The organism is Moraxella ovis, from assembly GCF_900453105.1.
Lineage (GTDB): Bacteria > Pseudomonadota > Gammaproteobacteria > Pseudomonadales > Moraxellaceae > Moraxella > Moraxella ovis.
This window is the reverse complement of the sequence record NZ_UGPW01000001.1, coordinates 1,692,403-1,718,663: the sequence shown is the minus strand read 5'-3', so window position 1 is coordinate 1,718,663 and position 26,261 is coordinate 1,692,403. Positions and strand designations below refer to the sequence as shown.

Sequence of the window (26,261 nt, the reverse complement as noted above, 5' to 3'; positions counted from 1 at the left end):
ATTTTATAATAATCAAAACAAAAAGCCACTCTATCCAGAGTGGCTTTCTTTAAAAACAACAGACTACGTTACGCCTTTGGTGGCAAACAACTCGCCAAATGTTTGGCAGGGTCGGTGTCATACGCCTTAATGGCATCTTCTACCGTCATGCCCAACGCCTTGGCAACACCCATGCCATAATCAGGGTGGCAGGCGTGGCAGTTGCGGATATGGCGGTATTTGATGAAATCTAACGCATCACCCATTGCCCTTGCAGTGTTATCAAACAGGGCTTGTTTTTGCTCATCGCTCATGAGATTAAACAAGGCTCGTGGCTGGCTAAAATAATCGCTGTCGTCTTCACGAAAATCCCACTGCTTGGCGTCGCCACTGATTTTTAGGGGTGGCTCGGCATATTGGGGCTGTTCTTGCCATTGCCCAAAGCTGTTTGGCTCATAGTGCGGACGTCCGCCATAGTTGTCGCCCACTCGCCCTTGACCGTCTCTGTGGTTTGAGTACACAGGGCAACGTGGGGCATTGACAGGGATTTGGTTGCGGTTTACGCCCAAGCGATAACGCTGTGCATCGGCATAGTTAAACAGGCGAGCTTGTGCATACGGTCAGGCGATACGCTAATCCCTGGTACCAGATTGCTTGGAGCAAAGGCAGCTTGCTCCACATCCAAAAAGAAGTTTTCTGGATTGCGGTTTAGTTCAAACTCGCCCACTTCAATGAGCGGAAATTGTTTTTTTGACCAAACTTTGGTCAAGTCAAAGGGGTGAAAATCCACTTCTTCTGCCATTTGCTCGGGCATAATTTGTACGTACATTTTCCATTTTGGGAAATCGCCACGCTCAATGGCATCAAACAAATCACGCTGATTGCTCTCACGGTCTTTGGCGATGACCGCTTCGGCCTCGCTATCGGTTAGGTTTTGGATACCTTGCTGGGTACGAAAGTGGAATTTGACCCAAAAACGCTCATTATCGGCATTGATAAAGCTATACGTATGCGAGCCAAAGCCGTGCATGTGGCGATAAGATTTGGGAATGCCACGATCGCTCATCGTGATGGTTACTTGATGGAAGGCTTCTGGCAGTAGCGTCCAAAAATCCCAGTTGTTGGTGGCACTACGCATGTTGGTGCGTGGGTCTCTTTTGACCGCTTTGTTTAGGTCAGGGAATTTTAGGGGGTCACGCAAGAAAAACACTGGTGTGTTGTTGCCCACCATATCCCAGTTACCCTCTTCGGTATAAAATTTTAGGGCAAAGCCACGAATGTCTCGCTCGGCATCCGCCGCCCCTCGCTCGCCTGCCACCGTTGAGAAGCGTGCAAACATTTCGGTTTTTTTGCCAACTTGGCTAAAAATTTTGGCACGGGTGTATTGGGTGATGTCTTTTGTTACGGTAAATGTGCCAAACGCCCCAGAGCCTTTGGCGTGCATACGCCGTTCTGGAATGACTTCACGGGCAAAGTCGGCAAGTTTTTCGTTAAGCCACAAATCTTGCAGTAGGATAGGACCTCTTGCCCCTGCGGTCATTGAGTTTTGATTTGAGACCACAGGCGCACCGTTTTGGCGTGTCAGGTGGGTAACAGGGCAAACGGCTTTGTGGGCGTCTTGTGGTTCAAGCGTTTGGGGGTTAATCGTGTTGGTTTTGTTGTCTGTCATGGCTTTTTTGTCTGTCATAATGGTCCTCGGCGATGGCTAGGGTTAAAGATGGCTAGGGTTAAATAAGTGGGTTAGTATAACAGAATGGTGAGTGTGGGTTTGTTGGTTTTTGTAAGATATTTGCGCGATGGTTACAAGCGTCAAGTTCTATCTTGTGTTATAATGGAGTATTTTATAATTTTTATATGGTTGAGGTTGGGATGGCAAAAAAACAGAGTGTAGAACCTAACATTGCAGATTTGGCAAATGGCTGGCTTAAAGGTCATTGTTTGGCTTATAAATTAGAGCAAGAATCATTGAATGATGAAATTGATAAAGCATTGCAATATTATTATTCAAAAAATGGCGGTACAGGCGGTAATCGCCCCGATGTCAAGTTACTTTTGCAAGATAGCAATACCGATTATTATCCTATTTTGATTGAATATAAAGGCTATGCGGACAAACTTGTTAAACTAGATAAAGATGGTAACGTAGATAATCGCACAGCCAAAAATGAACCTAATTTTAAGAATATCAATTCTTATGCGGTCAATGGTGCGGTACATTATGCCAATGCTTTACTGCATCATACCAGTTATACCAACATTATCGCAATTGGTATGACAGGCGAAAAAGATGAGAAAGGCAATATTCGTCATCAAATCGGCGTGTATTATGTTTCAAAATCCAATCTTGGCGTGGGGCAAAAGGTTGGCGATTTTAATGATTTTTCATTTCTAACCAAAGATAATTTTGATGATTTTATTGCACAAGTCAAACAATTATCACTTTCGCCAGATGAATTAGAAAAAATAAGAGAAAAGCGTGAAAAGGAAATTTCCGCCAGCCTAACAAAATTAAATAATGACATTTACCAAAATGAAAAAGGTCTGGGAGAAAATGACCGTGTTTATCTTGTTGCTGCTGCAATTATTGCAACGATTGGCGTTGCTGGTAAGGTAAAACCCCTAGAAAAAGAAGATTTAAAATCCAGTCAAGAAGAAGGCGATAGAGATGGCGATATTATTATCCGAAAAATTAACGCATTTTTTAATGAAAAACAATTGCCACAAGATAAAAAAGAGTTAATTGTTCGTACATTGTCTAATACACTTTTAACAGACAATATCAACAAAGCACACGATGGTGAAAGCCAATTAAAAAGAGTATTTGCCAAAATTGTAGATGATTTGGGTATTTATTATAAAATTGGTTTAACCACAGATTTTACAGGCAAACTTTTTAATGAAATGTATTCTTGGCTGGGTTTTACCCAAGACAAATTAAATGATGTCGTATTAACACCTGCTTATGTTGCAACATTATTGGCAAAATTAGCAAGGGTTAATAAAGATAGTTTTGTTTGGGATTTTGCCACAGGTTCGGCAGGGCTTTTGGTGGCAGCAATGAATGAAATGCTTAAAGATGCCAGAGAAAATATTCATTCTCCTGATGAGTTACGCAAAAAAGAAGTTCATATCAAAGCCAAACAATTATTGGGGCTAGAATTATTATCCAGCGTTTATATGCTTGCCATTTTAAATATGATTATGATGGGTGATGGCAGTTCTAATATCATCAATAAAGATTCATTAGTGGATTTTAATGGCAATTATGGGTTTGATAATACGGACGATAAATTCCCTGCGGACGCTTTTGTGTTAAATCCGCCTTATTCCGCCAATGGCAATGGAATGAATTTTGTAGAAACCGCCTTAAATATGATGAATAAAGGCTATGCTGCTATTTTGATTAAAGATACCGCAGGTAATGGTAAAGCACAAGAAATCAATCAGCGTATTTTACAAAAACACACTTTAATTGCCAGTATTAGAATGCCCCTTGATTTATTTATTGGTAAATCCAGCGTACAAACGCATATCTATGTTTTTAAAGTAAATGAAAAACATCACGCTGATGAAATGGTTAAATTTATTGATTTTAGTAATGATGGTTATGCTCGTTCGGACAGAAAAAAATCTACCAATAATTTAAAAGACATCAATAATGCCAAAGAACGCTATGAAGAAGTGGTAAATTTGGTGCGTTTTGGTAAATCAAAATTAAAATTATTGACCGAAAAAGAATATTTTGAAGGCACGATTGACCCCAAAAATGGGGCGGATTGGAACCAGTCAGCACCCATAGATGGCAAACCAACGCTTGATGACTTTGAAAAAACCGTCAAAGAGTATTTGGCGTGGGAAGTGGCAAACATCATTAAAACACAATCCAATATCGGTGATGAAATAAAAAAGCACAAACCCATTTAATCCAAGAATTGCAACAGGTTAAATGGGCGGAATTTGAGTTGCAGGAATTGTTTGATATTAACACTTCCAAAAGTGTAGATAAAGGAAAATTAGATATTTCTGATAAAAAATCTGATTTTGATTTTATTGGAAGAACATCTTTAAATAATGGTGTTCAGGGTTTTATAGAAGAATTAGATTTTTCAGCCAATCCAAAAAATACTTTTTCACTTACTCAAATAGGAAAAAATGTTTGTCAATTTAGAAATAGACAATGGTATGCTAGTCAAAATATATTTTTACTATCACCAAAAAATGTACAAGCAGTAGAAAATTATAATTTTCTTAACTCTGTTATCAACTTCCTATTAAAAAAATATGGTGATGGCTATACAGATTATCCTACACTAAACAAACTAAAAACAGACAAAATTTTTCTCCCAATAAAACAAAATCCAGATTTAGATAAAATTAGTCAAATTGATTTTGAGTTCATGGAACGCTTTATTCGTACCATTGAAAATGAACGCTTGGCACGGCTCAATAAACATTTACAAGAAGCAGGTTTAATGGACTGCACCTTAACTGATGATGAATGGCAGGTATTAAGTGATTTTCAAAAAGGTAAAATTGTATGGGCTGAATATAAAATGGGTGATTTATTTGAAAAAGTCAAAACCAAAAAATTACCCTATCCAGCCAAAAGTCTACCCAAAGAACCAATTGATGATTATGTTTTACCTTGCTTGACTTCCAGTTTTCAAAATCAAGGGCTTAATTACTTTGCTCCTACGGATAATGCAACGATTTTAAAAAATGTGATTTCTATTCCGTCTAATAGCGATGTGTATAGAGCTTATTTCCAATCTCGTGATTTTACGGTATTATCCGATGCCTATGCGATAAAATGGAAATATGATGATAAACAATATGATGCCAAATTATTTTTATTTATGGTAGCAAGTATCAATAAAGTAACTGATTTGCCCATTTATTCATATAAAAACAAATTGGGCGGTTGGAATAGGGTTAAAGATAAATACATTCAAGTACCCACAAAAGATAATGCACCAGATATTGAAAAAATGCAAACGCTGATTTTTGCATTGCAAAAATATTTGATTAGAGATGTCGTGCATAACATCAGCCACAGATAATTAAAAATTGTTTATCATAAAAAACACCCCCAATCGGGAGTGTTTTTTAGAACAAACTAGCGATTAAAAGCAATTAGCAGTTGTAGCCTAGGTCATAACGGTCGGCGTTCATTACTTTTGTCCACGCTTTGACAAAGTCACGAGCAAACTTCTCACGGCTGTCGTCTTGGGCATATAGCTCGGCATAGGCACGCAAGATTGAGTTTGAGCCAAACACCAAGTCCACACGAGTGGCGGTAAACTTAGTTTCGCCAGATTTACGCTCATTGATGTTGTAGCTATTGCGACCTGTTGGCTCCCAAGTGTAGTTCATATCCACAAGGTTACGGAAAAAGTCGTTACTTAGCACGCCCACTTTGTCGGTAAACACGCCGTGCTTGTTGCCTTCAAAGTTAGCACCCAATACACGCAAACCACCCACAAGCACGGTCATTTCCACCGCTGTCAAGCCCAAAAGCTGTGCACGGTCAAGCAAAAGCTCTTCTGGCTGTGGGGCATAGTGGGCTTCTTGGAAGTTTCTAAAACCGTCGTGAACTGGCTTTAAGTACTCAAAGCTCTCGGCATCGGTCATCTCTTGTACCGCATCGCCACGCCCGGCATCAAATGGCACTGCTACATCAAGCCCTGCGTCTTTAATCGCTTTTTCAACGGCTGCTGTGCCTGCCAATACAATCAAATCCGCCATTGAGACTTCGTTGCCACCGTTGTCATCGGCAAAGTCGGCTTGAATTTTTTCAAGTACGCTTAGCACTTTTTGTAGACGCTCTGGCTCGTTGCCCACCCAGTTTTTTTGGGGTGCTAGGCGAATTCTTGCACCGTTGGCACCACCACGATAGTCCGACCCACGGAAAGTGCGAGCACTGTCCCAAGCGGTTGCCACAAGCTCGCCAATGCTCAAATCAGATGCCAAGATTTTTTCTTTTAAAGAGTTAATCTCGTCAGCGGTTGGCACATATTTGGGGGCAGGGATTGGGTCTTGCCAGATCCACTCTTCGCTAGGCACCAGCGGACCATGATAACGGCTAACAGGTCCCATGTCACGGTGAGTCAGCTTGAACCACGCATCAGCAAAGGCTTTATCAAAGGCAGCTTGGTCGTTCAAGAAACGCTCAGAAATCTTGCGATATTCTGGGTCTTTGATCAGTGCCATATCGCCATCGTTCATGGTGATTTTACGCTTGATTGATGGGTCGTTTTGGTCAACTGGCATATCCTCGATGTCCATCTCAGATGGCTCCCATTGATTTGCACCAGCAGGCGATTTTACGCTAACAAACTTATCTTCGTATTTGAATAGTAGTTTGAAGAATTCATTGTCCCAGCGGTCAGGGTGGGTTGTCCACGCACCTTCAAGACCAGAAGTGATTTTGGCGATATCTTTGTCAGCGGTTTTCCAGCCCAAGCCTTGATCGGTGATGTCAGCAGCTTCTGGCTCTGCACCAACGGTAGAAGCATCTGCATTACCATGATGCTTACCGATGGTATGACCACCTGCAACCAATGCAACCACTTCCTCATCATTCATGCCCATGCGAGCAAAAGTGATACGCATATCACGGGCAGTTTTGATTGGATCTTGTACGCCGTCCACGCCTTCTGGGTTGATGTAGATCAGACCCATCATTACAGAGGCAAGCGGGTTTTGTAGGTCTCGATCGCCAGACCAGCGGTTGCCTTTTGAGCCTGTTTTGGCAAGCCATTCTTTTTCGCTGCCCCAGTAGGTATCTTTTTCTGGGTGCCAAATGTCTTTGCGACCAAAGGCAAAACCTGTGGTTTTTAGACCAGCGGCTTCATAGCCCATCGTGCCTGCTAGGACGATAAGATCTGCCCAAGAGATTTTGTTGCCGTATTTTTGTTTGATGGGTTGTAGTAGACGGCGAGCCTTGTCTAGGTTTGCGTTGTCAGGCCAGCTGTTTAGTGGGGCAAAGCGGATGTTGCCAGTATTTGCACCGCCACGACCGTCTGCCACGCGGTAAGAGCCTGCTGCGTGCCATGACAAACGACCCATCAAGCCGCCGTAGTAGCCGTGGTCAGCTGGCCACCAGTCTTGGCTGTTGCGAAGCACTTCTTCTAGGTCTTTTTTAAGGGCATCCACATCCAGCTTTTTAAGTTCTTCGGCGTAGTTGAAGTCTTCGCCCATTGGGTTTACTTTGCTGTCGTGTTGGTGCAAAATGTCAAGGTTTAGGGCTTTTGGCCACCAAGTCATCACGCTTTGACCGTCGCTGGTGTTACTGCCGTGAAACGGGCAACCACCTTGTGGTGCGAAAGGTTTTTTGCTGTCGTTAAGTTCATCTAGGACGATGTCTTGCTTGCTCATGGTGTGTTTCCTATGTGAAAAAAGAATCGCCTTCAGAGAGTCTCTGTTAGCTACGGACAGATTATAAAGGGTTTTTTATTGATTGGTAAAATATAATAATTTTATTTCTTTGTTTTGTTTTTTAAATTAAATCTCAATCGTCAAGTATGGATTGGCTTGTAAAATTGTCAATAAAAAAGACCACCAACATGAGTGGTCTTTTGGATGAAGGGGGATTACTCATCCTCATCGCCATAATATTTCACGCCGATTTTAATGGGTTCACGCCCTTGGCTACGGCGAAAATTATTGGTATCACGGAGCGAATAAGCACAGCCACAGTACTCTTGTTGATAAAAATGCTCACGCTTACTGATTTCAATCATACGGCTACTGCCACCGCCTTTACGCCAGTTAAAATCCCAATAATCAAGACCCTCATAAGGGGCGACGGCTCGATGACCACAGTCGTTGATTTGAGCCATGTTTTTCCAGCGACTGATACCCAAGGAGCTTGTCATTACAGGAAAGCCATGCTCATGGGCGTATAGGGCGGTGCGTTCAAATCGCATGTCAAAACACATGGTGCAACGGCGACCTCGCTCGGGGTCTTGCTCCATGCCTTTGGCACGAGCAAACCAGTTGTCCATGTCATAATCAGCATCAATGAACGGTATGCCGTGCTTTTCGGCAAAAGCGATGTTCTCGTTTTTGCGAATCTCGTATTCTTTTTTGGGGTGAATGTTGGGATTGTAAAAATAAATGGTAAATTCAATGCCACTGGCAAGCATCGCCTCCATCACCTCGCCCGAGCAAGGGGCACAGCATGAGTGTAATAGCACTTTTTTGTGTCCGTTTGGCGGGGTCAAAATCTCACGGTCAATCGGCGTTAGGTGCGGATTGGTGGGGTCGGCTTTGGCGATTTGCTTGCCTTTTTTGGGCTGAGATTGTTGATTTTGGGGATTGTGTGTTTGTACGGTCATGATAGTTTTTAACTGTTAAAAATGTGCTTATTATATCATTTTTTGGCTAACTTTGATAAAATTTACCAAACTTCGACCAAATAAAGAGAGTGATTATGAAATTAACTTGGCACGACACGCTAGACATTGCCATTGAGCTGTCTGAAAAATACCCAGATGAGGATGTGCAATACATTCGCTTTACTGACTTACATCGCTATGTGTGCGAGCTTGAGGGCTTCGGCGATGATCCAAACAAGTCAAATGAAGCCATATTGGAAGCCATTCAGATGGCGTGGCTTGAGGAATTGGATTAATCATTCATCCGAAACAGAAGACAGCTCAGGCTGTCTTTTTTATTGCCATGCTAAAAGTAATAACCGTTCTTTATGAGTAATGTGATCAAAAGTTTGTTTTTCTTACAAGATTGTGTTTTAATGGTAAGGTTTGAATGTAAGTATTTATTATTTAACGATTAATTCTATGATAAATATTGGATTATATTTATCTATTTTGTTGTGAGGGAGTAAATATGCAACAACAAAATTCTACCCGCATGGGGCGTTTTTTAAAGGGCGTAGAGTGGCTTGGCAATCTGTTGCCACACCCTGCCATTTTATTTGTATGGATGTCAGTTATTTTGCTCGTACTATCGGCAATCATGTCGATGATGGGCGTATCAGTAGTTGACCCACGTCCAGAAGGGGCAAAGGGTCGTAGTGAAGACGGCATGATTTATGTTGTTAATCTCTTAAATGGCGATGGGCTTGCCAAGATTGTGGAGAATATCGTGTCCAACTTCACAGGCTTTGTGCCACTGGGGACGGTGCTTGTCGCTCTGCTCGGGGTGGGCATTGCTGAGCGGTCAGGCATGATTTCGGCGGCTCTTCGGGGGCTTGTCATGAATGCCCCGCCAAAAATGGTTACTTTTGTCATTGTTTTTGCAGGTATTATGTCAAACACCGCATCAGAGCTTGGTTATGTGGTGCTGATTCCTCTGGCGGCGATGATTTTTCATTCGTTGGGTAGGCATCCATTGGCAGGACTTGCCGCTGCCTTTGCAGGCGTGTCGGGCGGTTATAGTGCCAACTTATTGCTTGGTGCGGTTGACCCACTACTGTCGGGTATTAGCCAAGAAGCAGCACGCATTATTGACCCTGACTATGTCGTGGGGGCAGAAGCCAACTGGTATTTTATGGCGGCAAGTACGTTTTTGGTAAGTGGCATTGGCTACTTTGTCACCGAAAAAATCGTGGAGCCATCTTTGGGCAAATACAACCCCGATGATGCCGATGACCCAAGCGTGCTTGACAGCAAGGTGGAGCGACTGACCGCCTTAGAAAAGAAAGGGCTGGTTTGGTCGGGCGTGTCCATGCTAATTTTTTGTTTGCTACTGGCATGGACGATTGTGCCTGCCGATGGGATTTTAAGACATCCTGAGACAGGGCTTGTGGCAGGGTCGCCATTTTTACATGGGATTGTGGTGTTTATCTTTGTGTTCTTTGCCATTCCAGGGATTGTGTATGGTAAGATTACAGGCACCATCAAGAGCAATGATGACGTGGTGGATGCCATGAGTGCCGCCATGAGTTCCCTTAGTATGTACATCGTGCTGGTGTTCTTTGCTGCTCAATTTACCGCCTTTTTTAATTGGTCAAACATCGGTTCGGTCATGGCGGTATCGGGAGCGAATTTCCTAAATGACATCGGACTGACAGGACCTTTGTTGCTCGTGGGCTTTATTTTGATTTGTGCTTTTGTCAATCTCATGCTCGGCTCGGCGTCGGCACAGTGGGCGGTGACTGCACCGATATTTGTTCCTATGTTGATGCTCACAGGTTATGCTCCTGAAATGATTCAGGCGGCTTACCGCATCGGAGATAGTAGCACCAACATCATCACGCCGATGATGAGTTACTTTGGTCTTATCATGGCGGTGGCAATTCGTTACAAAAAAGACACAGGGGTCGGCACACTCATGTCGCTCATGATTCCATACTCGCTCTTGTTCTTGGTGGGGTGGACAGTACTCTTCTGTATTTGGGTATTTGCCTTAGGTTTGCCCGTAGGACCAGGGGCTGCGACTTATTACACGCCTTAATCTTGCCAGATAATAAAAATCCCTTGTTTGATGACAGGGGATTTTATATTTTAAGCAATCAATTTTTCCAAAATCTTGCCATAAATCAGCGTTAATTTCTCCAAATCATCGACCGCCACTTTTTCATCTATCTGATGAATGGTGTCATTCAATACGCCAAGTTCAACCACCTGAGCATTCATGATGGGGGCGATGAAGCGACCATCAGAGGTGCCACCACTGGTCGAGAGAGCAGCATCGGTGCCTGTGACTGCTTTGATGGCGTGGACGACCGCATCGACAAACTCGCCTTTGGGTGTCAAAAACGGCTCGCCTGATAAATTCCATTCAATCGTATAATTTGCTTTTGAACTCCCAAAATGCTTATCCAAAATGGCGTGAGTTTTTGCCTGTAAGCTCTCGGCGGTGTTCTCGGTGCAAAAGCGAAAGTTAAACAGCACTTCCACGCTATTGGGTATGACGTTGGTCGCCCCTGTACCACCGCTCACGTTACTGATTTGCATACTGGTGGCAGGAAAATAGTCGTTGCCCATATCCCACTCACACGCCACAAGTTCGGCAAGAGCGGGGGCAAGCTCATGAATTGGATTGATTGCCAGATGTGGATAAGCGATGTGTCCTTGTTTGCCTGTAACAACAAGTCTGCCACTTAGTGAACCACGCCTCCCGTTTTTGATGACATCGCCGAGAGTCGCTGTGCTGGACGGCTCACCCACAAGGCAAAAGTCCATGCGTTCAGAACGCCGAGCCAGCTCCATCACTGCCTTTTTTGTGCCGTTGATTGCCACACCCTCTTCATCGGCGGTGATGAGTAGTGAAATGTCGCCTTTGTGGTTCGGGTAAGCACAAACAAAACGCTCCACCGCCGCACAAAAGCAGGCAATCGCTGTTTTCATGTCAGATGCTCCACGCCCCCACAGACAGCCGTCCGCCAGCGTCGCCGAAAACGGTGGGTATGTCCACAAGCTTTCATCGCCTGTGGGGACGACATCAGTATGTCCTGCAAAGCATAGGTGAGCTGCGTCTGGGTCGCTGCCTTTTTTCTTGGCATAAAGATTTTTGACCTGGGCATCATCGCCTTGACCGTTTGGGTCGCCAAAGTACATGAATTCACAATCAAAGCCCAAACCACTCAAAAACTCTGCCAAGATGTTCTGGCAATCGCAGTCATTGGGTGTGATGGAGGGTTGTTTGAGCAGGCGAGTGGATAAAGACAAATAAGTGGTCATGAATCTCTCCTAGGGTAGATGTTATCAAGATTATCATCATGGCTTGTTGTCATAAAAGAACAATCCATGCCAGTCATGATGCAACCGAACAGAGCGTTGATTGTGCTTGGGCTGAGTGTTGGTTGAGCTTGGCATTAAAAGGTCGCACCTTGATGGATATTGATGCCAATCACATCACCAATCTGATGGCTGATGCAGCTTTTGTCCATGGAAGTCTGCATTAAGAGCGTGTCGCCTTTGTCATTTTGTAGGGTATAAAGCCAATTACCCCCACGAAAATCTCGGTCGATGACCTTAACGCTCACACACCCATCAGGGGCGAGTGTGACATCATGGGGTCTGATGAGTATCTGTGTGTCTGTCGCTTTGGCGGCGGCAGGTATGAATCCAAGCGAGCATTCCACACCGTCGGTGCGTGTCTTGGTGATGTCATACAGCACGCCTTCGCCGACAAAAGTAGCGACTTTGGCGTTTTTGGGGTGGTGATAGAGCATCTCTGGTCTGTCCCACTGCTGAATGATGCCTTGTGCCATCACGCCAACCATGTCTGCCATCGCAAAGGCTTCTGATTGGTCGTGTGTGACCAAGATGGCACTCACATTTTGTGATTTGAGCAGATTGCGTACCTCTTTGGAGAGTGTGGTACGCAGCTCAATGTCTAAGTTTGAGAAAGGCTCATCAAGCAAAATAAGCTTTGGTCTGGGGGCGAGAGCTCGCACCAAAGCAACACGCTGCTGCTGGCCGCCTGATAGCTCATGAGGATAACGATGCTTGCAATCACTCAAACCTACCAATGCAAGCAGCTCATCGATGCGAGCGTCTTTTTCTGCACGATTTAAATCACTAAGCCCAAAGCCGACATTCTTTGCCACTGTCAAATGCGGAAAAAGAGCGTAATCTTGAAATACCATGCCGATTCGTCGCTCATGCGTGGCGATGTTGGTGTTGTCATCAAACAGTGTGCGACCATCGAGGCTAATGGTGCCTTCTTTGGGGGTCTCAAAGCCAGACAGACAACGCAGTATCGTTGTCTTGCCACATCCAGAAGCCCCAAGCAGGCAGGCAATCTCACCGGTATTTAAAGAAAAATCCACATGGTTTAAAATGGGTTTGTTGTCAAATTTGACACACAAGCGTTGTACGGTCAGCATAAGTTTAGCTCTTTTGGTCTATTTTGGTGAATAAAATCACAGGAATCAGTCCTGTCAAGACGATGGTCAAGGCAGGCAAGGCCGCCGCCTCGTACATACCTTCACTGGTGAATGAGTAGATGCGTATCGCCAGCGTATCCCAGCTGAACGGACGCATCATCAAAGTGATTGGCATCTCTTTCATGGTATCGACAAACACCATGAGCAATGCAGTACCCAGTGAGCCTTTAATGAGTGGCAGATACACTTTAAAAAGCGAGCGAAGTGGTGTGACTCCCAGACTCTTTGCGACCTCTGTGTGCGTGGATTTGATACGCTTCATGCCAGCGTCTACCGTCTGCACTCCCAATGCCAAAAAACGAATCAAATAAGCGATGAGCAGTACCAGAACCGTGCCTTTAAAAATGGCATCACGACCAGCGAACGCTGGCACATATTCAATCAAATAATTATCAAAAAATGCCACAGGAATGAATACGCCTACTGCAAGCACAGAGCCGGGAATGGCGTAGCCAAGCGTTGAGATTTTGGCACTGCCTAAGGCAAATCTGCTGCGGTCATGCCGAACGCCCAGACTGATGAAAAAGGCAACGGCGGTAACCAAGATGGCGGCAGATAAGCTTGCGATGATGGAGTTTTTTGCTTGCTCAAAAACCGCCACAAAATCAATCCCTTGCCAGGTATCCAAAACCCAAAACCCAAGCTGAATCACAGGCAATAAAAATGCCAAAAACAAAATCCCAGCACAGTAGCCGAATGCCAGCCAGCGTCTGATGCCGCTCAAAGCGATACTGTGATGATGGCTGCCACGACCGACACTCTCAAAGTTTTTTCTCCCACGACTGAGCTGCTCTACCACTAAGAATACGAACACAAGACCAATCAAAATGCTGGCAAGCTGCTTGGCGGTGTCGATGCTAAAAAAACCATACCATGCCTGATAGATGGCGGTGGTGAAGGTGTCATAACCAAAAATTGACACAGCCCCAAAGTCTGCCAATACTTCCATGAGTGCTAAGGTTGCTCCACTTGCTACCCAAGGTCTTGCCATGGGTAGGGCAATTTTAAAGAATGACTGGCGATTTGACAAGCCCAAAGAAGCACCAACCTCCAAGATACGCCCCCCCATGCTGCCAAAGGCATTTTTGGACAAAAGATACACATAAGGATACAAGGTCAGGCTCATCACGACCGCCAGACCACCGCCATGGCGTATGTCTGGCAGCCCTTGTTCAAAGCCCCAAACCTCTCGCAGATGGGTGCTGATGGGACCGGTATAATCAAACAAACCAAGCTGCACAAAGGCAAGAACATAGGCAGGCACCGCCAAAGGCAACATCATCGCCCAGCCGAACACACGCTTCATCGGAAAATCATACATGGTAACAAGCCATGCAGCGCTTGTTCCAAGCACCACCACACCAATCCCAACCGACAACACCAGCCATAAGGTGTTTTTGAGTAGCTTTGGCAATTCGTGATCGAGCAAAAAATGCCAAATCTCGGCATCAAATTCGCCCAGCGAGGATAAAATCACTCCCAAAGGAATGATGACCAGCAAGGAACAAAGTCCAAGCCAAAGGCGTGCAAGCAATGTTGAATGTGTCATAAGTCTGCTGTGTTTGGTTGGTGATGGCTCATCATCATATAAACAATAATGATAATAATCCTTGTTTAAAAATGAATATGGTATTATAATACAACAGGAAATGGCAATCTTTTTGGGCTTTTTTGTCAAAAAATTGTATTTTCGCTGTTGTTGTCAGCTCTGTTTTGTCAAGCCATGCCATGCCATTGGCTTTTTAGAAGGATGAACTTATGTTAAAGAAAATTTTAGTCGCTCAAGTGGCTGCATTGATGGCGTTGCCAGCATTTGCCAGTGAGTTGGTGGTTTATTCATCTCGTGCCGATGAATTGCTAAGACCAATCGCCCAAGCTTACCAAGCAAAGACAGGAACAAAGGTCACGCTGGTTAATGACAAAGATGGTCCGCTCATGGCAAGAGTCCAAGCCGAAGGTGCAAATACCAAAGGCGATGTGTTGATTACCGTTGATGGTGGTAACCTTTGGAAGGCCTCAACGATGGGTCTTTTACGCTCAATTGATTCACCGACACTAAAAAACAACATTCCGCCACACCTACGAGCTGCTAATAACCAATGGTTTGGTCTGTCAGTGCGTGCAAGAACGATTTTTTATAATCCTAAAACAGTCAATCCAAGTCAGCTGTCTACCTATGCTGATTTGGCGGATTCAAAATGGAAAGGCAAACTGTGCCTACGCACTTCAAACAATGTATATAACCAGTCGCTGGTCGCCACCATGATTGCCAATCACGGCGAAGCAACAACTGAGCGTGTGGTAAAAGGTTGGGTGAATAACCTAGCAGCCGCTCCATTCCCGAACGACACTTCACTCCTAGAAGCCATCAACGCTGGCCGCTGTGATGTGGGTATTGCTAACACTTACTATTATGGTCGTTTGGTGAACAAAAATCCAGCAGTAGCCAACAATGTCAAAGTATTCTTTGCTGATCAAAATGGTAAAGGCACTCATGTCAATGTCTCTGGTGCTGGCGTACTCAAACACAGCAAAAACCCTGCCGAAGCTCAAAGATTCATTGAGTGGCTATCTAGCCCAGAGGCTCAAGGACTCTATGCCGACCGTAACTTTGAATATCCTGCCAGCAGCCGTGCAGCTCCTGCACCGCTTGTCTCTGGATGGGGTACTTTCAAGCAAGACATCATCAATGTCGCTGTTGCCGGTCAAAATCAGCAAAAAGCCATCATGCTCATGAGAAAGGCAGGCTACAACTGACTGTCTGCTGTTCGACGATGAGAAACCGCACCGTGATTGGTGCGGTTTTTTTACACTTTTTAAATAATGTTGCTAAAATCATGCTGTCTTTGAAAAATATTATGTTATAATATAATTTTTTATGGGCAATTATTTTTAGGACATGACATGACAAGTTATAAAGCCTTGCCGCTTGCGGTATTGACTCTGCTGGCACAAGCTGCCTATGCCAATCAACCATCGCAGGTGAATAACGATGACAAACCATCGGTAGAATTAGAGCAGCTCATTGTTACGCTCAATAAAACCCCCTTGGCGGGTGCTGCTTTCGATGATAACCAAAAAGCCTCTGATACCACCGTTGTAAAATCCAAGTTGCAACAACGCTCTGCTACACTGGGTAATGCTTTGGCAGGCGAGCTAGGTGTTCATTCTAATCCTTTTGGGGGTGGTGCATCCGCTCCTGTTGTGCGTGGGCAAGAGGGTGTGCGTGTCAAGGTCTTAAACAACGGCTTGGGTGTGGCGGATATGTCAAACATCAGTCCTGACCACGCTGTGGGGGTGGATACCTTGCTTGCCAGTCGTGTGGAGCTTGTGCGTGGGGCAAGCACGCTTATGCACGCCAACGCTTCGCCTGCTGGGGTCATCAATGTCGTGGACGAAAGACTGCCTAGCCGTATGCCATCGATGCCGCAAGGCGAGGTGTTGACACGCTACACCACAGGCTCTGACGAAAAACTGGTTACTGCTGCACTTAGTTTCCCCATCGGCAAGCATCTGGCGATGCGTGTGGAGGGCTTGGCAAGAGATGCCAATCCTTACAATGTGCCTGCCATCAAGTTTGATGAAGAAACCTTGAAATACTTGCCTGACTCATACAACAACACCAAAGCCAGCACCATAGGCTTATCCTACATCGGCGACAAAGGTCATCTGGGGATTGCCCATACCCTACGCCGTGAGAACTATGGGCTTGTGGGACACAATCATAAATATGACGAATGTGCTGCCCATGTCATCGACCCTCATAACAAACTTGGGCGAGGTCGCCACTATTTGACGATTTATCCGCACCTGATGGACGACACCGACATGCTTGATTCGCTCCATTTCCACTGCGGCAACGACCATGAAGCCGACCCAAAGCACAGCCACGACCATGTCTATGGACATAAGCACGACCATCATCACAAAGCCCCTTGGCTTGAAATGCGGTCAAGCTCCACAAGTATTCAAGGCGAGCTGAATCAGCCATTTAACTGGCTAGACAAAGTCAAGCTAAATTTAGGCTACACCAATTACAAGCACACTGAGTTTGACGAAGGCAAGCCCATTATGACAGGGAGCAAAGAGCGGTTTGTGCAGGGCAATCCTGTTTATTATGGCAATGATGCTTATCTGGGCAAATTAAGCTTTCATCACAGCATTAAAGACAAATACGGTCTGGTATGGGGAGCTGACTACGCCCAAAACCGCACGCACGCCCTAATCCCTAGCATTAAAGAAAAGTCAGAAAACCGCCGACCTTTGGTAGAGAACACCCAAAAATCATTGGGGCTGTTTGCCTTGACCAATGCCAAGTTTAGCAAGCTCACTTTAGAGACTGGCTATCGTTTTGAAAACACCAAAATCCCTGTGCATTATGACCTAGATGAGATTGACCACACCCTAAAACGCTATGGGCGAGCGGTTCGCCAAGAGTATCCTGATTTGACGACCTACAAGCAAAACGCCAAATCCTACGCCATTACCGCCTTGTACGACATCACACCAAAGCTTCGCCTTGATACCACTTATTCGCATAACGAACGCATACCAAGCCCGATGGACCTTTATTATCACGGCAAGCATTTGGCGACCAACTCATTTATGTTTGGCAACAAAAATCTTGATAAAGAAAAGTCGGATAACCTAGAATTTGGGGCGACCTTTAAGGGTGATAAATGGAGCGTCAAAGGCAGTGTCTATGGCAATAATTTTGATAACTTTATTCACCCAGAAAATCTCTACAAGGTCGGCAACCTTGCGATGAGACGCTACACCCAGTCCAAAGCTAAGATTCGTGGGGCGGAGCTTGAAGTCGGCTATCAAGTGAACCCCAATTATAAAGTAGCAGTCTTTGGCGATAAAGTGCGTGGCAGATTGTATGACTTTGAGCCGATTTTTGTGGGTAATATCTATGGTGACAGACAGCTGGTTGGCTACGAAGACCCAGAGGAGTGTGGGTGGAGCAGAACGCACCCAGATTATGAAGAAGAGTGTGCCATCTACAAACGCCCCATCATCGGTCAAGAGACCATCACACGCCCTGACCGCCACGCTCCTAGAATGTCGCCTGACCGTCTTGGATTTCGTATCAATGGCGAACACGGTAATTGGTCGTCGTCTTTGGAGTTTAGCAAGGTCTTTGCCCAAAAACGCACATCAGAGTCTGTCGCCGCCAAATACGACAGCGAATGCCCCTATCATAACGCAGGACGCAACAAACTTTGCCCCATTTATATCAATGAGGACGCCACCGATGGCTACAATCTGCTCAATCTCGGTCTAGATTATCGTAAAAACACAGGGCGTCTCGACTACACATGGTCGGTTCGTGCCAATAATTTGTTGAACGAGAAAATCTATGTGCACAACTCATTTTTGCCCTTTGTGCCACAACAAGGACGAAATGTGAGTATGTCTTTGAATGTGAAGTTCTAAGGGTGCTTTAATAAAAAAGCGACATGAAAGGGCGATGTCATTCGCCCTGATTGGAGAAGTCTAAGTAGAGAGTTGATTGCTGCCAATCTGATGAGCTTGTTTGAGTATTTGGATTTTTGCTGCTGATGTTAAGCTGACGACCGATGAGCTGGGCATGGCTTTGTCATCGGTGTCGTCAGATGCCATCGTCTCGCCGTAGCCAAGTGGCGATGGAGAAACGCTGGCGGTGCGTGATTTCAACTTGATGCTGTAAATTGCTGTCAAAGATGACAAGGCGGTTTGGCTGCGGGGCAAGTTGTATGGTGTCGCCCATGCTGTCGATGACAGTGATTTGACCACCATCAGTGTCCTGCCATGCGTCATTGAGATAGAACACCGCCGAGATGATTCGTTCGTCTCGCCCTTTGGGGTTGTCTGAATGCCACCGATAACCAAAGCCAGCAGGGTAGCAAGCATAGTGTGCTTCTGATGAGCGAATGCCAGCATATAGCGTGGCGTTAAAATATCGTCCAAGCTCATCGATGGCATGGAGATACGCCAGCCCCACAGGGCAAGCCTCATCAATCCAGCGAATGCTGTCGCCACGAATGGCAGCTTGCCTCTCACCGTGTGTGAGCTTGGCTTCTTTGTAGTCAATGAATCCGCTCTCATTTTGCAAGGCGGTCAAGTCGTCCATAGCAAAGACATCATCAAGCACCATCGTGCCTGTGGCGATAAAGTCATCAAGCTTGGCATCAATCAAGGCGTGCCAGTCGGCATAAAAGGTTGTCATACAAATAAAAATAGCTAAAAACAATCAACTATGTTACCATAAACGCATCCAAAAAACACAGACCATAATAGACCAACATGAACTATAAACATGCTTATCATGCAGGTAACTTCGCTGACGTTGCCAAGCATATTTTGTTATTACAGCTGCTTTCTCAATTCTCCGCCAAAGCCAAGCCTTATTATGTATTGGATGCTTATGGTGGGCGCGGTTTGTACTCGCTAGAGAGTACGGAAGCCACCAAGACAGGTGAGGCAAATAAAGGCATTCTTGCGCTAGAGAATGCCGATCTTGACACGCCGCCAAAAGCCATCGCTCAGTATTTGTTAGATCTTGACACCGCTCGCAAGACCTATGATAAACACGTCTATCCTGGCTCGCCATGGTGGATTGCCAATCATGCACTTAATCATTCTAAATATGCACCTTTGCGTGCCGAAGCCTTTGAAGTGGTGGCCGATGAATACGATGCGCTAAATTATCAGTTATACCAACTGCCGATTGGCGTTCATCATCGTGACGCTTTTGAAGGCGTGCCTGCGGTGCTACCCCCAAAAGAGAAGCGTGGTATTATCCTACTTGACCCGCCATTTGAACAAGAGTATAAAGATTTTAGCCGTTTGGTGGATTTGCTTGTGGCAAGCTATAAGAAATTTGCCACGGGGACATTTGTGCTGTGGTATCCCATTAAGAACAAAGAAGCGGTAGAGCTGTTCTACAAAAAAATGAAACGTACCGAAATCCGTCGTCAGCTGGTATGTGAGCTAAATTTATATCCTAATGATGTGGCGGTGGGCATGAATGGCACAGGATTGCACATTATTAATCCGCCTTGGCAGTTTGATGTGCATGCCAAAGAAATTCTGCAGACACTCGCGCCAATTCTAAAACCAGCAGATGCACCTGCCATGACTATTGAAGACATGGCGGTCGTGAAATGGCTGGTCGGAGAATGATGTATGAAGAAGTCAGACGATCATCTAAATGACTTTGATGATGCAGGCGGCATCACTTTTGAAGTTGTTGAAAGTGAGGCCATTGATGGACAGCGACAAGTAAGAAAGGGCGTCTATCTCGTTCCCAATCTTATCACCACTGCATCTATGTTGTGTGCGTTTTTCTCCATCGTCGCTAGTAGTGAAGGTGCTTACTATAAGGCGGCTTTGGCAATTTTTCTGTCCGCTGTGCTTGATGGCATGGATGGGAGAGCTGCACGCATCTTAAATGCACAAAGCCCATTTGGCGAGCAGTTTGACAGTTTGGCGGATTGCATCGCGTTTGGACTTGCACCCGCAATGCTTGTTTATCAATTTGTCCTGCACGAGTTAGGACGCTTTGGTTTGGCGTGCGCTTTTGTGTTCACAGCTTGCGCGGCGTTTCGTTTGGCTCGTTTTAATGTGCAGATTGGCGAAGTTGACAAGAAGTACTTTATTGGATTGGCAAGTCCTTTGGCTGCCATTCTATTAGCATCAAGTGTCATGGTTGCGATTGATCATGCCGATTGGTTGGGGAGCGTGGGCAATAATATCGGTGTGGCAGAATTTGCCTTTGCTGCATGGGTTGTGATCTGCGGATTACTCATGGTGAGTAATGTTAAGTATTACTCCTTTAAGGAATTTGACCGCCAGAAAGTTCCGTTCGTGGCATTGATCATTGGGGTGCTCGTCATGGGCGCGGCGCTTTATGATCTGCCCGTGGGTATATTGGCCATTGGCATTATTTATGCACTGTCGGGTTTTGTCACCACATTTAGAGCCAAAAGATAGATAAACATTCATCTAAAAAGACCCAAAGTTAAGTAATTGATCTTTGGGTCTTTTTAATGATCAAATTAAATAGTATAATTATTATAAAAATCATATACTTATAAAATATATTTAAATTTATCAAAAATAATGATTGACGTTATCCAAATAATCCGTATAATACGCACCACTTAACGCGATCAGCGAAACATCTGAAACAGCATTAAGAAAAAATTTAAAAAAGTGCTTGACTTTACAATCAAATCGATTATAATAACAAGCCTTGACCGACAAAAAGGTCATAAGCTAAATCAGACGATGATTAGCACACTATTTAAAATCCAAACTAAAGAACAACTTGTGTGGATTTTTGTCAATACAAGATAATTCAATAAATAATATATAAATATTCATTTATTAGTTATTAAGACAAAAATACTCAAAGTTAATTCATTTACACGATGAGCTGATACTTTAATTAGTATCAAATTTTGCTAGTAATATAATAAATGAGCCAAGTCCTAACTTATCTTAGTTTACTAAGATACTTAATAGGCATCTTAAAAAGATTAAACTGAAGAGTTTGATCATGGCTCAGATTGAACGCTGGCGGCAGGCTTAACACATGCAAGTCGAACGATGAGTATCCAGCTTGCTGGATATGATTAGTGGCGAACGGGTGAGTAATGCTTAGGAATCTGCCTAGTAGTGGGGGATAACCATCCGAAAGGATGGCTAATACCGCATACGACCTACGGGTGAAAGGGGGCGTAAGCTCTCGCTATTAGATGAGCCTAAGTCGGATTAGCTGGTTGGTGGGGTAAAGGCCTACCAAGGCGACGATCTGTAGCTGGTCTGAGAGGATGATCAGCCACACTGGGACTGAGACACGGCCCAGACTCCTACGGGAGGCAGCAGTGGGGAATATTGGACAATGGGCGAAAGCCTGATCCAGCCATGCCGCGTGTGTGAAGAAGGCCTTTTGGTTGTAAAGCACTTTAAGTGGGGAGGAAAAGCTTGTGGTTAATACCCACAAGCCCTGACGTTACCCACAGAATAAGCACCGGCTAACTCTGTGCCAGCAGCCGCGGTAATACAGAGGGTGCGAGCGTTAATCGGAATTACTGGGCGTAAAGCGCGCGTAGGTGGTTGTTTAAGTCAGATGTGAAATCCCTGGGCTTAACCTAGGAACTGCATCTGATACTGGACAACTAGAGTAGGTGAGAGGGAAGTAGAATTCCAGGTGTAGCGGTGAAATGCGTAGAGATCTGGAGGAATACCGATGGCGAAGGCAGCTTCCTGGCATCATACTGACACTGAGGTGCGAAAGCGTGGGTAGCAAACAGGATTAGATACCCTGGTAGTCCACGCCGTAAACGATGTCTACCAGTCGTTGGGTCTTTTAAAGACTTAGTGACGCAGTTAACGCAATAAGTAGACCGCCTGGGGAGTACGGCCGCAAGGTTAAAACTCAAATGAATTGACGGGGGCCCGCACAAGCGGTGGAGCATGTGGTTTAATTCGATGCAACGCGAAGAACCTTACCTGGTCTTGACATATCTAGAATCCTGCAGAGATGCGGGAGTGCCTTCGGGAATTAGAATACAGGTGCTGCATGGCTGTCGTCAGCTCGTGTCGTGAGATGTTGGGTTAAGTCCCGCAACGAGCGCAACCCTTTTCCTTAGTTACCAGCGACTCGGTCGGGAACTCTAAGGATACTGCCAGTGACAAACTGGAGGAAGGCGGGGACGACGTCAAGTCATCATGGCCCTTACGACCAGGGCTACACACGTGCTACAATGGTTGGTACAAAGGGTTGCTACACAGCGATGTGATGCCAATCTCAAAAAGCCAATCGTAGTCCGGATTAGAGTCTGCAACTCGACTCTATGAAGTCGGAATCGCTAGTAATCGCAGATCAGAATGCTGCGGTGAATACGTTCCCGGGCCTTGTACACACCGCCCGTCACACCATGGGAGTTGATCTCACCAGAAGTGGGTAGCCTAACGCAAGAGGGCGCTCACCACGGTGGGGTCGATGACTGGGGTGAAGTCGTAACAAGGTAGCCGTAGGGGAACCTGCGGCTGGATCACCTCCTTAACGATATTATCTGATTGGCAAGAATTCACAACAAGTTGTTCTTTAGTAAGATGTTTAAAACGGGTCTATAGCTCAGTTGGTTAGAGCACCGTGTTGATAACGCGGGGGTCATAAGTTCAAGTCTTATTAGACCCACCATTAACAAATGGGGTTATAGCTCAGTTGGTAGAGCGCCTGCCTTGCACGCAGGAGGTCAGGAGTTCGACTCTCCTTAACTCCACCATTATTAAACATCAAAAGCATACATAAGCAATTTAAATAAGATTTCTTATTTATGCTTTAACTTTATAAACTGACGAAGTTTATATCACTATTTAACAACGTATATATGAGTCTGGGTTAATTATTTATTTCCAACAAAATAATTAACCAAAGTAAAGAGAACTGAATCAAGCGTAAACATAGGTAAATCGTTACACATTACCCTTATGACACCAAGACTACTTGGGGTTGTATGGTCAAGTAATGAAGTGCACATGGTGGATGCCTTGGCAGTCAGAGGCGATGAAAGACGTGATAGCCTGCGATAAGCGTCGGTGAGGTGGCAATATCCTGTGACCCGGCGATTTCTGAATGGGGAAACCCAGCCAACATAAGTTGGCTATCCTAACCTTTGGTTAGGAGGCAAACCGGGAGAAGTGAAACATCTCAGTACCCCGAGGAAAAGACATCAATAGAGATTCCCCAAGTAGCGGCGAGCGAACGGGGAGTAGCCGATCAAACTTGTAGTAGCAAAATGGCGTGGGAAAGCCAACCATAGTAGGTGATAGTCCTGTATGCGAAACTGCAAATGCGACACATTAAGTAGGGCGAGACACGTGAAATCTTGTCTGAAGATGGGGGGACCATCCTCCAAGGCTAAATACTCCTGACTGACCGATAGTGAACCAGTACCGTGAGGGAAAGGCGAAAAGAACCCCTGTTAGGGGAGTGAAATAGAACCTGAAACCGTGTGCATACAAGCAGTCGGAGCCCACTTGTTGGGTGACGGCGTACCTTTTGTATAATGGGTCAGCGACTTATATTCTGTAGCAAGGTTAACCGTTTAGGGGAGCCGTAGGGAAACCGAGTCTTAATAGGGCGTCTTAGTTGCAGGGTATAGACCCGAAACCGAGTGATCTATCCATGAGCAGGTTGAAAGTGCCGTAACAGGCACCGGAGGACCGAACCCACTGTCGTTGAAAAGCCAGGGGATGACTTGTGGATAGGGGTGAAAGGCTAATCAAACTCGGTGATAGCTGGTTCTCCCCGAAAGCTATTTAGGTAGCGCCTCGGACGAATACCATTGGGGGTAGAGCACTGTTTCGGCTAGGGGGTCATCCCGACTTACCAAACCGATGCAAACTCCGAATACCGATGAGTACTATCCGGGAGACAGACGGCGGGTGCTAACGTCCGTCGTCAAGAGGGAAACAACCCAGACCGCCAGCTAAGGCCCCAAATTCCTAGTTAAGTGGGAAACGATGTGGGAAGGCACAGACAGCTAGGATGTTGGCTTAGAAGCAGCCATCATTTAAAGAAAGCGTAATAGCTCACTAGTCGAGTCGGCCTGCGCGGAAGATGTAACGGGGCTCAAACTAGGAGCCGAAGCTGCGGATTTAATTGTTTCAATTAAGTGGTAGGGGAGCGTTGTGTAAGCCTGTGAAGGTGTATCGTAAGGTATGCTGGAGGTATCACAAGAGCGAATGCTGACGTGAGTAACGACAAAACGGGTGAAAAGCCCGTTCGCCGAAAGACCAAGGGTTCCAGTCCAACGTTAATCGGGGCTGGGTGAGTCGACCCCTAAGGCGAGGCCGAAAGGCGTAGTCGATGGGAAATTGGTTAATATTCCAATACTTGTTTATGATGCGATGGAGGGACGGAGAAGGTTATGTCAGCCTGGCGTTGGTTGTCCAGGTGAAAGGATGTAGGTAGGCTTGGTAGGCAAATCCGCCAAGCTATTACTGAGATCTGATAGCAAGCCAGCTTGCTGGCGAAGTGGCAAATACCCTGCTTCCAGGAAAAGCTTCTAAGCGATAGTCATAAACAAATCGTACCCGAAACCGACACAGGTGGTCAGGTAGAGAATACTAAGGCGCTTGAGAGAACTCTGCTGAAGGAACTAGGCAAAATGGTACCGTAACTTCGGGAGAAGGTACGCTGCCGACGGTAATTAAACTTGCTTTATGAGCTGTTGGCAGTCGCAGATACCAGGCTGCTGCAACTGTTTATTAAAAACACAGCACTCTGCAAACACGAAAGTGGACGTATAGGGTGTGATGCCTGCCCGGTGCTGGAAGGTTAATTGATGGGGTTAGCGTATGCGAAGCTCTTGATCGAAGCCCCAGTAAACGGCGGCCGTAACTATAACGGTCCTAAGGTAGCGAAATTCCTTGTCGGGTAAGTTCCGACCTGCACGAATGGCATAATGATGGCAGCGCTGTCTCCAGCAGAGACTCAGTGAAATCGAAATCGCAGTGAAGATGCTGTGTACCCGCGGCTAGACGGAAAGACCCCGTGAACCTTTACTACAGCTTTACATTGAACTTTGACCTAACTTGTGTAGGATAGGTGGGAGGCTTTGAAGTGTGAACGCCAGTTTGCATGGAGCCATCCTTGAAATACCACCCTGGTTATGTTGGGGTTCTAACTTAGATACAACAATATCAAGGACAATGTATGGTGGGTAGTTTGACTGGGGCGGTCTCCTCCTAAAGAGTAACGGAGGAGTACGAAGGTGCGCTCAGAACGGTCGGAAATCGTTCAAAGAGTATAAAGGCAAAAGCGCGCTTAACTGCGAGACCCACAAGTCGAGCAGGTACGAAAGTAGGTCTTAGTGATCCGGTGGTTCTGTATGGAAGGGCCATCGCTCAACGGATAAAAGGTACTCTGGGGATAACAGGCTGATACCGCCCAAGAGTTCATATCGACGGCGGTGTTTGGCACCTCGATGTCGGCTCATCTCATCCTGGGGCTGAAGCAGGTCCCAAGGGTATGGCTGTTCGCCATTTAAAGAGGTACGCGAGCTGGGTTTAGAACGTCGTGAGACAGTTCGGTCCCTATCTACCGTGGGCGTTGGAAATTTGAGAGGATCTGCTCCTAGTACGAGAGGACCAGAGTGGACGAACCTCTGGTGTTCCGGTTGTTTCGCCAGAAGCATTGCCGGGTAGCTATGTTCGGATGGGATAACCGCTGAAAGCATCTAAGCGGGAAGCCCACCTCAAGATAAGATTTCCCCAAAGAGCCGTTGTAGACGACGACGTTGATAGGTTGGGTGTGGAAGCATGGTGACATGTGTAGCTAACCAATACTAATTGCTCGTTTGGCTTGACCATACAACACCCAAGTGGTTTAGTATGAGATAAGTGTAAAGATTTTACCTAACAA

General features: G+C 45.5%; 15 protein-coding genes, 2 tRNA genes, 2 rRNA genes and 1 pseudogene. 12 read left to right on the top strand and 8 right to left on the bottom strand.

Features of this window, described 5'->3' with window-relative positions; genetic code table 11:
* Nucleotides 1-68: 68 nt before the first annotated feature.
* Nucleotides 69-1,648: pseudogene (locus DYD54_RS08170) on the bottom strand (catalase).
* Nucleotides 1,649-1,848: 200 nt separating this feature from the next.
* On the opposite strand from DYD54_RS08170, the gene DYD54_RS08165 reads away from it, so the two are divergent.
* Both DYD54_RS08165 and DYD54_RS08160 read left to right on the top strand, forming a co-directional pair.
* Nucleotides 1,849-3,903: an HsdM family class I SAM-dependent methyltransferase gene (locus DYD54_RS08165; protein ID WP_063514494.1), complete on the top strand. Its 2,055-nt coding sequence runs from the start codon at nt 1,849-1,851 to the stop codon at nt 3,901-3,903.
* Nucleotides 3,904-3,911: 8 nt separating this feature from the next.
* The gene (locus tag DYD54_RS08160) at nt 3,912-5,039 is read left to right on the top strand and encodes a restriction endonuclease subunit S (protein ID WP_084260673.1); all 1,128 of its coding nucleotides are present in this window, start codon (nt 3,912-3,914) and stop codon (nt 5,037-5,039) included.
* Between the two features lie 73 nt (nt 5,040-5,112).
* On the opposite strand, the gene katG is transcribed toward DYD54_RS08160, so the two are convergent.
* Entirely contained in the window at nt 5,113-7,356 is a 2,244-nt protein-coding gene (gene katG, locus DYD54_RS08155; RefSeq protein ID WP_228703542.1) for a catalase/peroxidase HPI, read from the bottom strand.
* Between the two features lie 215 nt (nt 7,357-7,571).
* Nucleotides 7,572-8,318 carry an epoxyqueuosine reductase QueH gene (locus DYD54_RS08150; RefSeq protein WP_172459598.1) on the bottom strand — a complete coding sequence of 249 codons (747 nt, stop codon included), beginning with the start codon at nt 8,316-8,318 and terminating at the stop codon, nt 7,572-7,574.
* A 95-nt stretch (nt 8,319-8,413) separates the two neighbouring features.
* Between DYD54_RS08150 and iscX the strand changes: the two genes are divergently transcribed.
* Nucleotides 8,414-8,614: a Fe-S cluster assembly protein IscX gene (iscX, locus tag DYD54_RS08145; protein WP_046697028.1), complete on the top strand. Its 201-nt coding sequence runs from the start codon at nt 8,414-8,416 to the stop codon at nt 8,612-8,614.
* 215 nt (nt 8,615-8,829) lie between these two features.
* Nucleotides 8,830-10,398 carry an AbgT family transporter gene (locus tag DYD54_RS08140; protein ID WP_063514493.1) on the top strand — a complete coding sequence of 523 codons (1,569 nt, stop codon included), beginning with the start codon at nt 8,830-8,832 and terminating at the stop codon, nt 10,396-10,398.
* A gap of 50 nt (nt 10,399-10,448) precedes the next feature.
* Here the strand turns inward: DYD54_RS08140 and dapE are convergent, their stop codons facing one another.
* The 3 genes from dapE to DYD54_RS08125 all read right to left on the bottom strand — a co-directional run bounded on the left by dapE (nt 10,449) and on the right by DYD54_RS08125 (nt 14,387).
* Entirely contained in the window at nt 10,449-11,627 is a 1,179-nt protein-coding gene (gene dapE, locus DYD54_RS08135) for a succinyl-diaminopimelate desuccinylase (RefSeq protein ID WP_063514492.1), read from the bottom strand.
* A gap of 134 nt (nt 11,628-11,761) precedes the next feature.
* Nucleotides 11,762-12,778 carry an ABC transporter ATP-binding protein gene (locus DYD54_RS08130; RefSeq protein ID WP_063514491.1) on the bottom strand — a complete coding sequence of 339 codons (1,017 nt, stop codon included), beginning with the start codon at nt 12,776-12,778 and terminating at the stop codon, nt 11,762-11,764.
* A 4-nt stretch (nt 12,779-12,782) separates the two neighbouring features.
* Nucleotides 12,783-14,387, bottom strand: a complete 1,605-nt coding sequence (locus DYD54_RS08125; RefSeq protein ID WP_063514490.1) for an ABC transporter permease — start codon at nt 14,385-14,387, stop codon at nt 12,783-12,785.
* 209 nt (nt 14,388-14,596) lie between these two features.
* Here DYD54_RS08125 and DYD54_RS08120 point away from each other — a divergent pair, with 209 nt between their 5' ends.
* Together DYD54_RS08120 and DYD54_RS08115 are read left to right on the top strand one after the other, a co-directional pair.
* Nucleotides 14,597-15,595, top strand: a complete 999-nt coding sequence (locus DYD54_RS08120; protein ID WP_063514489.1) for an extracellular solute-binding protein — start codon at nt 14,597-14,599, stop codon at nt 15,593-15,595.
* Nucleotides 15,596-15,742: 147 nt separating this feature from the next.
* Nucleotides 15,743-18,277 carry a TonB-dependent receptor gene (locus DYD54_RS08115; protein WP_063514488.1) on the top strand — a complete coding sequence of 845 codons (2,535 nt, stop codon included), beginning with the start codon at nt 15,743-15,745 and terminating at the stop codon, nt 18,275-18,277.
* 60 nt (nt 18,278-18,337) lie between these two features.
* Here the strand turns inward: DYD54_RS08115 and DYD54_RS11805 are convergent, their stop codons facing one another.
* Nucleotides 18,338-18,463 (bottom strand): hypothetical protein, encoded by a 126-nt coding sequence (locus DYD54_RS11805; protein ID WP_256594038.1) that lies wholly within the window; start codon nt 18,461-18,463, stop codon nt 18,338-18,340.
* A complete protein-coding gene (locus tag DYD54_RS08110; protein WP_063514487.1) occupies nt 18,453-19,049 on the bottom strand; it encodes a 2OG-Fe(II) oxygenase in 597 nt (198 codons plus the stop codon). The genes DYD54_RS11805 and DYD54_RS08110 overlap by 11 nt, the downstream gene beginning before the upstream one ends.
* Nucleotides 19,050-19,126: 77 nt before the next feature.
* Between DYD54_RS08110 and DYD54_RS08105 the strand changes: the two genes are divergently transcribed.
* The 6 genes from DYD54_RS08105 (at nt 19,127) to DYD54_RS08080 (ending at nt 26,209) form a co-directional block, all read left to right on the top strand.
* Nucleotides 19,127-20,005: a 23S rRNA (adenine(2030)-N(6))-methyltransferase RlmJ gene (locus tag DYD54_RS08105; RefSeq protein WP_063514486.1), complete on the top strand. Its 879-nt coding sequence runs from the start codon at nt 19,127-19,129 to the stop codon at nt 20,003-20,005.
* A gap of 3 nt (nt 20,006-20,008) precedes the next feature.
* Nucleotides 20,009-20,815, top strand: a complete 807-nt coding sequence (gene pssA / locus DYD54_RS08100) for a CDP-diacylglycerol--serine O-phosphatidyltransferase (RefSeq protein WP_063514485.1) — start codon at nt 20,009-20,011, stop codon at nt 20,813-20,815.
* Nucleotides 20,816-21,365: 550 nt separating this feature from the next.
* Nucleotides 21,366-22,895, top strand: a 16S ribosomal RNA gene (locus tag DYD54_RS08095).
* A gap of 61 nt (nt 22,896-22,956) precedes the next feature.
* Nucleotides 22,957-23,033: transfer RNA gene (locus DYD54_RS08090), tRNA-Ile, on the top strand.
* 9 nt (nt 23,034-23,042) lie between these two features.
* A tRNA-Ala gene (locus DYD54_RS08085) sits at nt 23,043-23,118 on the top strand.
* Nucleotides 23,119-23,351: 233 nt separating this feature from the next.
* Nucleotides 23,352-26,209, top strand: a 23S ribosomal RNA gene (locus DYD54_RS08080).
* Together the 16S and 23S rRNA genes with 2 tRNA genes alongside form the textbook arrangement of a ribosomal RNA operon.
* Nucleotides 26,210-26,261: the final 52 nt, after the last annotated feature.

Coding starts and splice junctions, on each gene's coding strand:
- DYD54_RS08165 (WP_063514494.1), top strand. CDS start 1,849: ATGGCAAAAAAACAGAGTGTAGAACCTAACATTGCAGATTTGGCAAAT.
- katG (WP_228703542.1), bottom strand. CDS start 7,356: ATGAGCAAGCAAGACATCGTCCTAGATGAACTTAACGACAGCAAAAAA.
- DYD54_RS08150 (WP_172459598.1), bottom strand. CDS start 8,318: ATGACCGTACAAACACACAATCCCCAAAATCAACAATCTCAGCCCAAA.
- iscX (WP_046697028.1), top strand. CDS start 8,414: ATGAAATTAACTTGGCACGACACGCTAGACATTGCCATTGAGCTGTCT.
- DYD54_RS08140 (WP_063514493.1), top strand. CDS start 8,830: ATGCAACAACAAAATTCTACCCGCATGGGGCGTTTTTTAAAGGGCGTA.
- dapE (WP_063514492.1), bottom strand. CDS start 11,627: ATGACCACTTATTTGTCTTTATCCACTCGCCTGCTCAAACAACCCTCC.
- DYD54_RS08130 (WP_063514491.1), bottom strand. CDS start 12,778: ATGCTGACCGTACAACGCTTGTGTGTCAAATTTGACAACAAACCCATT.
- DYD54_RS08125 (WP_063514490.1), bottom strand. CDS start 14,387: ATGACACATTCAACATTGCTTGCACGCCTTTGGCTTGGACTTTGTTCC.
- DYD54_RS08120 (WP_063514489.1), top strand. CDS start 14,597: ATGTTAAAGAAAATTTTAGTCGCTCAAGTGGCTGCATTGATGGCGTTG.
- DYD54_RS08115 (WP_063514488.1), top strand. CDS start 15,743: ATGACAAGTTATAAAGCCTTGCCGCTTGCGGTATTGACTCTGCTGGCA.
- DYD54_RS11805 (WP_256594038.1), bottom strand. CDS start 18,463: ATGGCATCTGACGACACCGATGACAAAGCCATGCCCAGCTCATCGGTC.
- DYD54_RS08110 (WP_063514487.1), bottom strand. CDS start 19,049: ATGACAACCTTTTATGCCGACTGGCACGCCTTGATTGATGCCAAGCTT.
- DYD54_RS08105 (WP_063514486.1), top strand. CDS start 19,127: ATGAACTATAAACATGCTTATCATGCAGGTAACTTCGCTGACGTTGCC.
- pssA (WP_063514485.1), top strand. CDS start 20,009: ATGAAGAAGTCAGACGATCATCTAAATGACTTTGATGATGCAGGCGGC.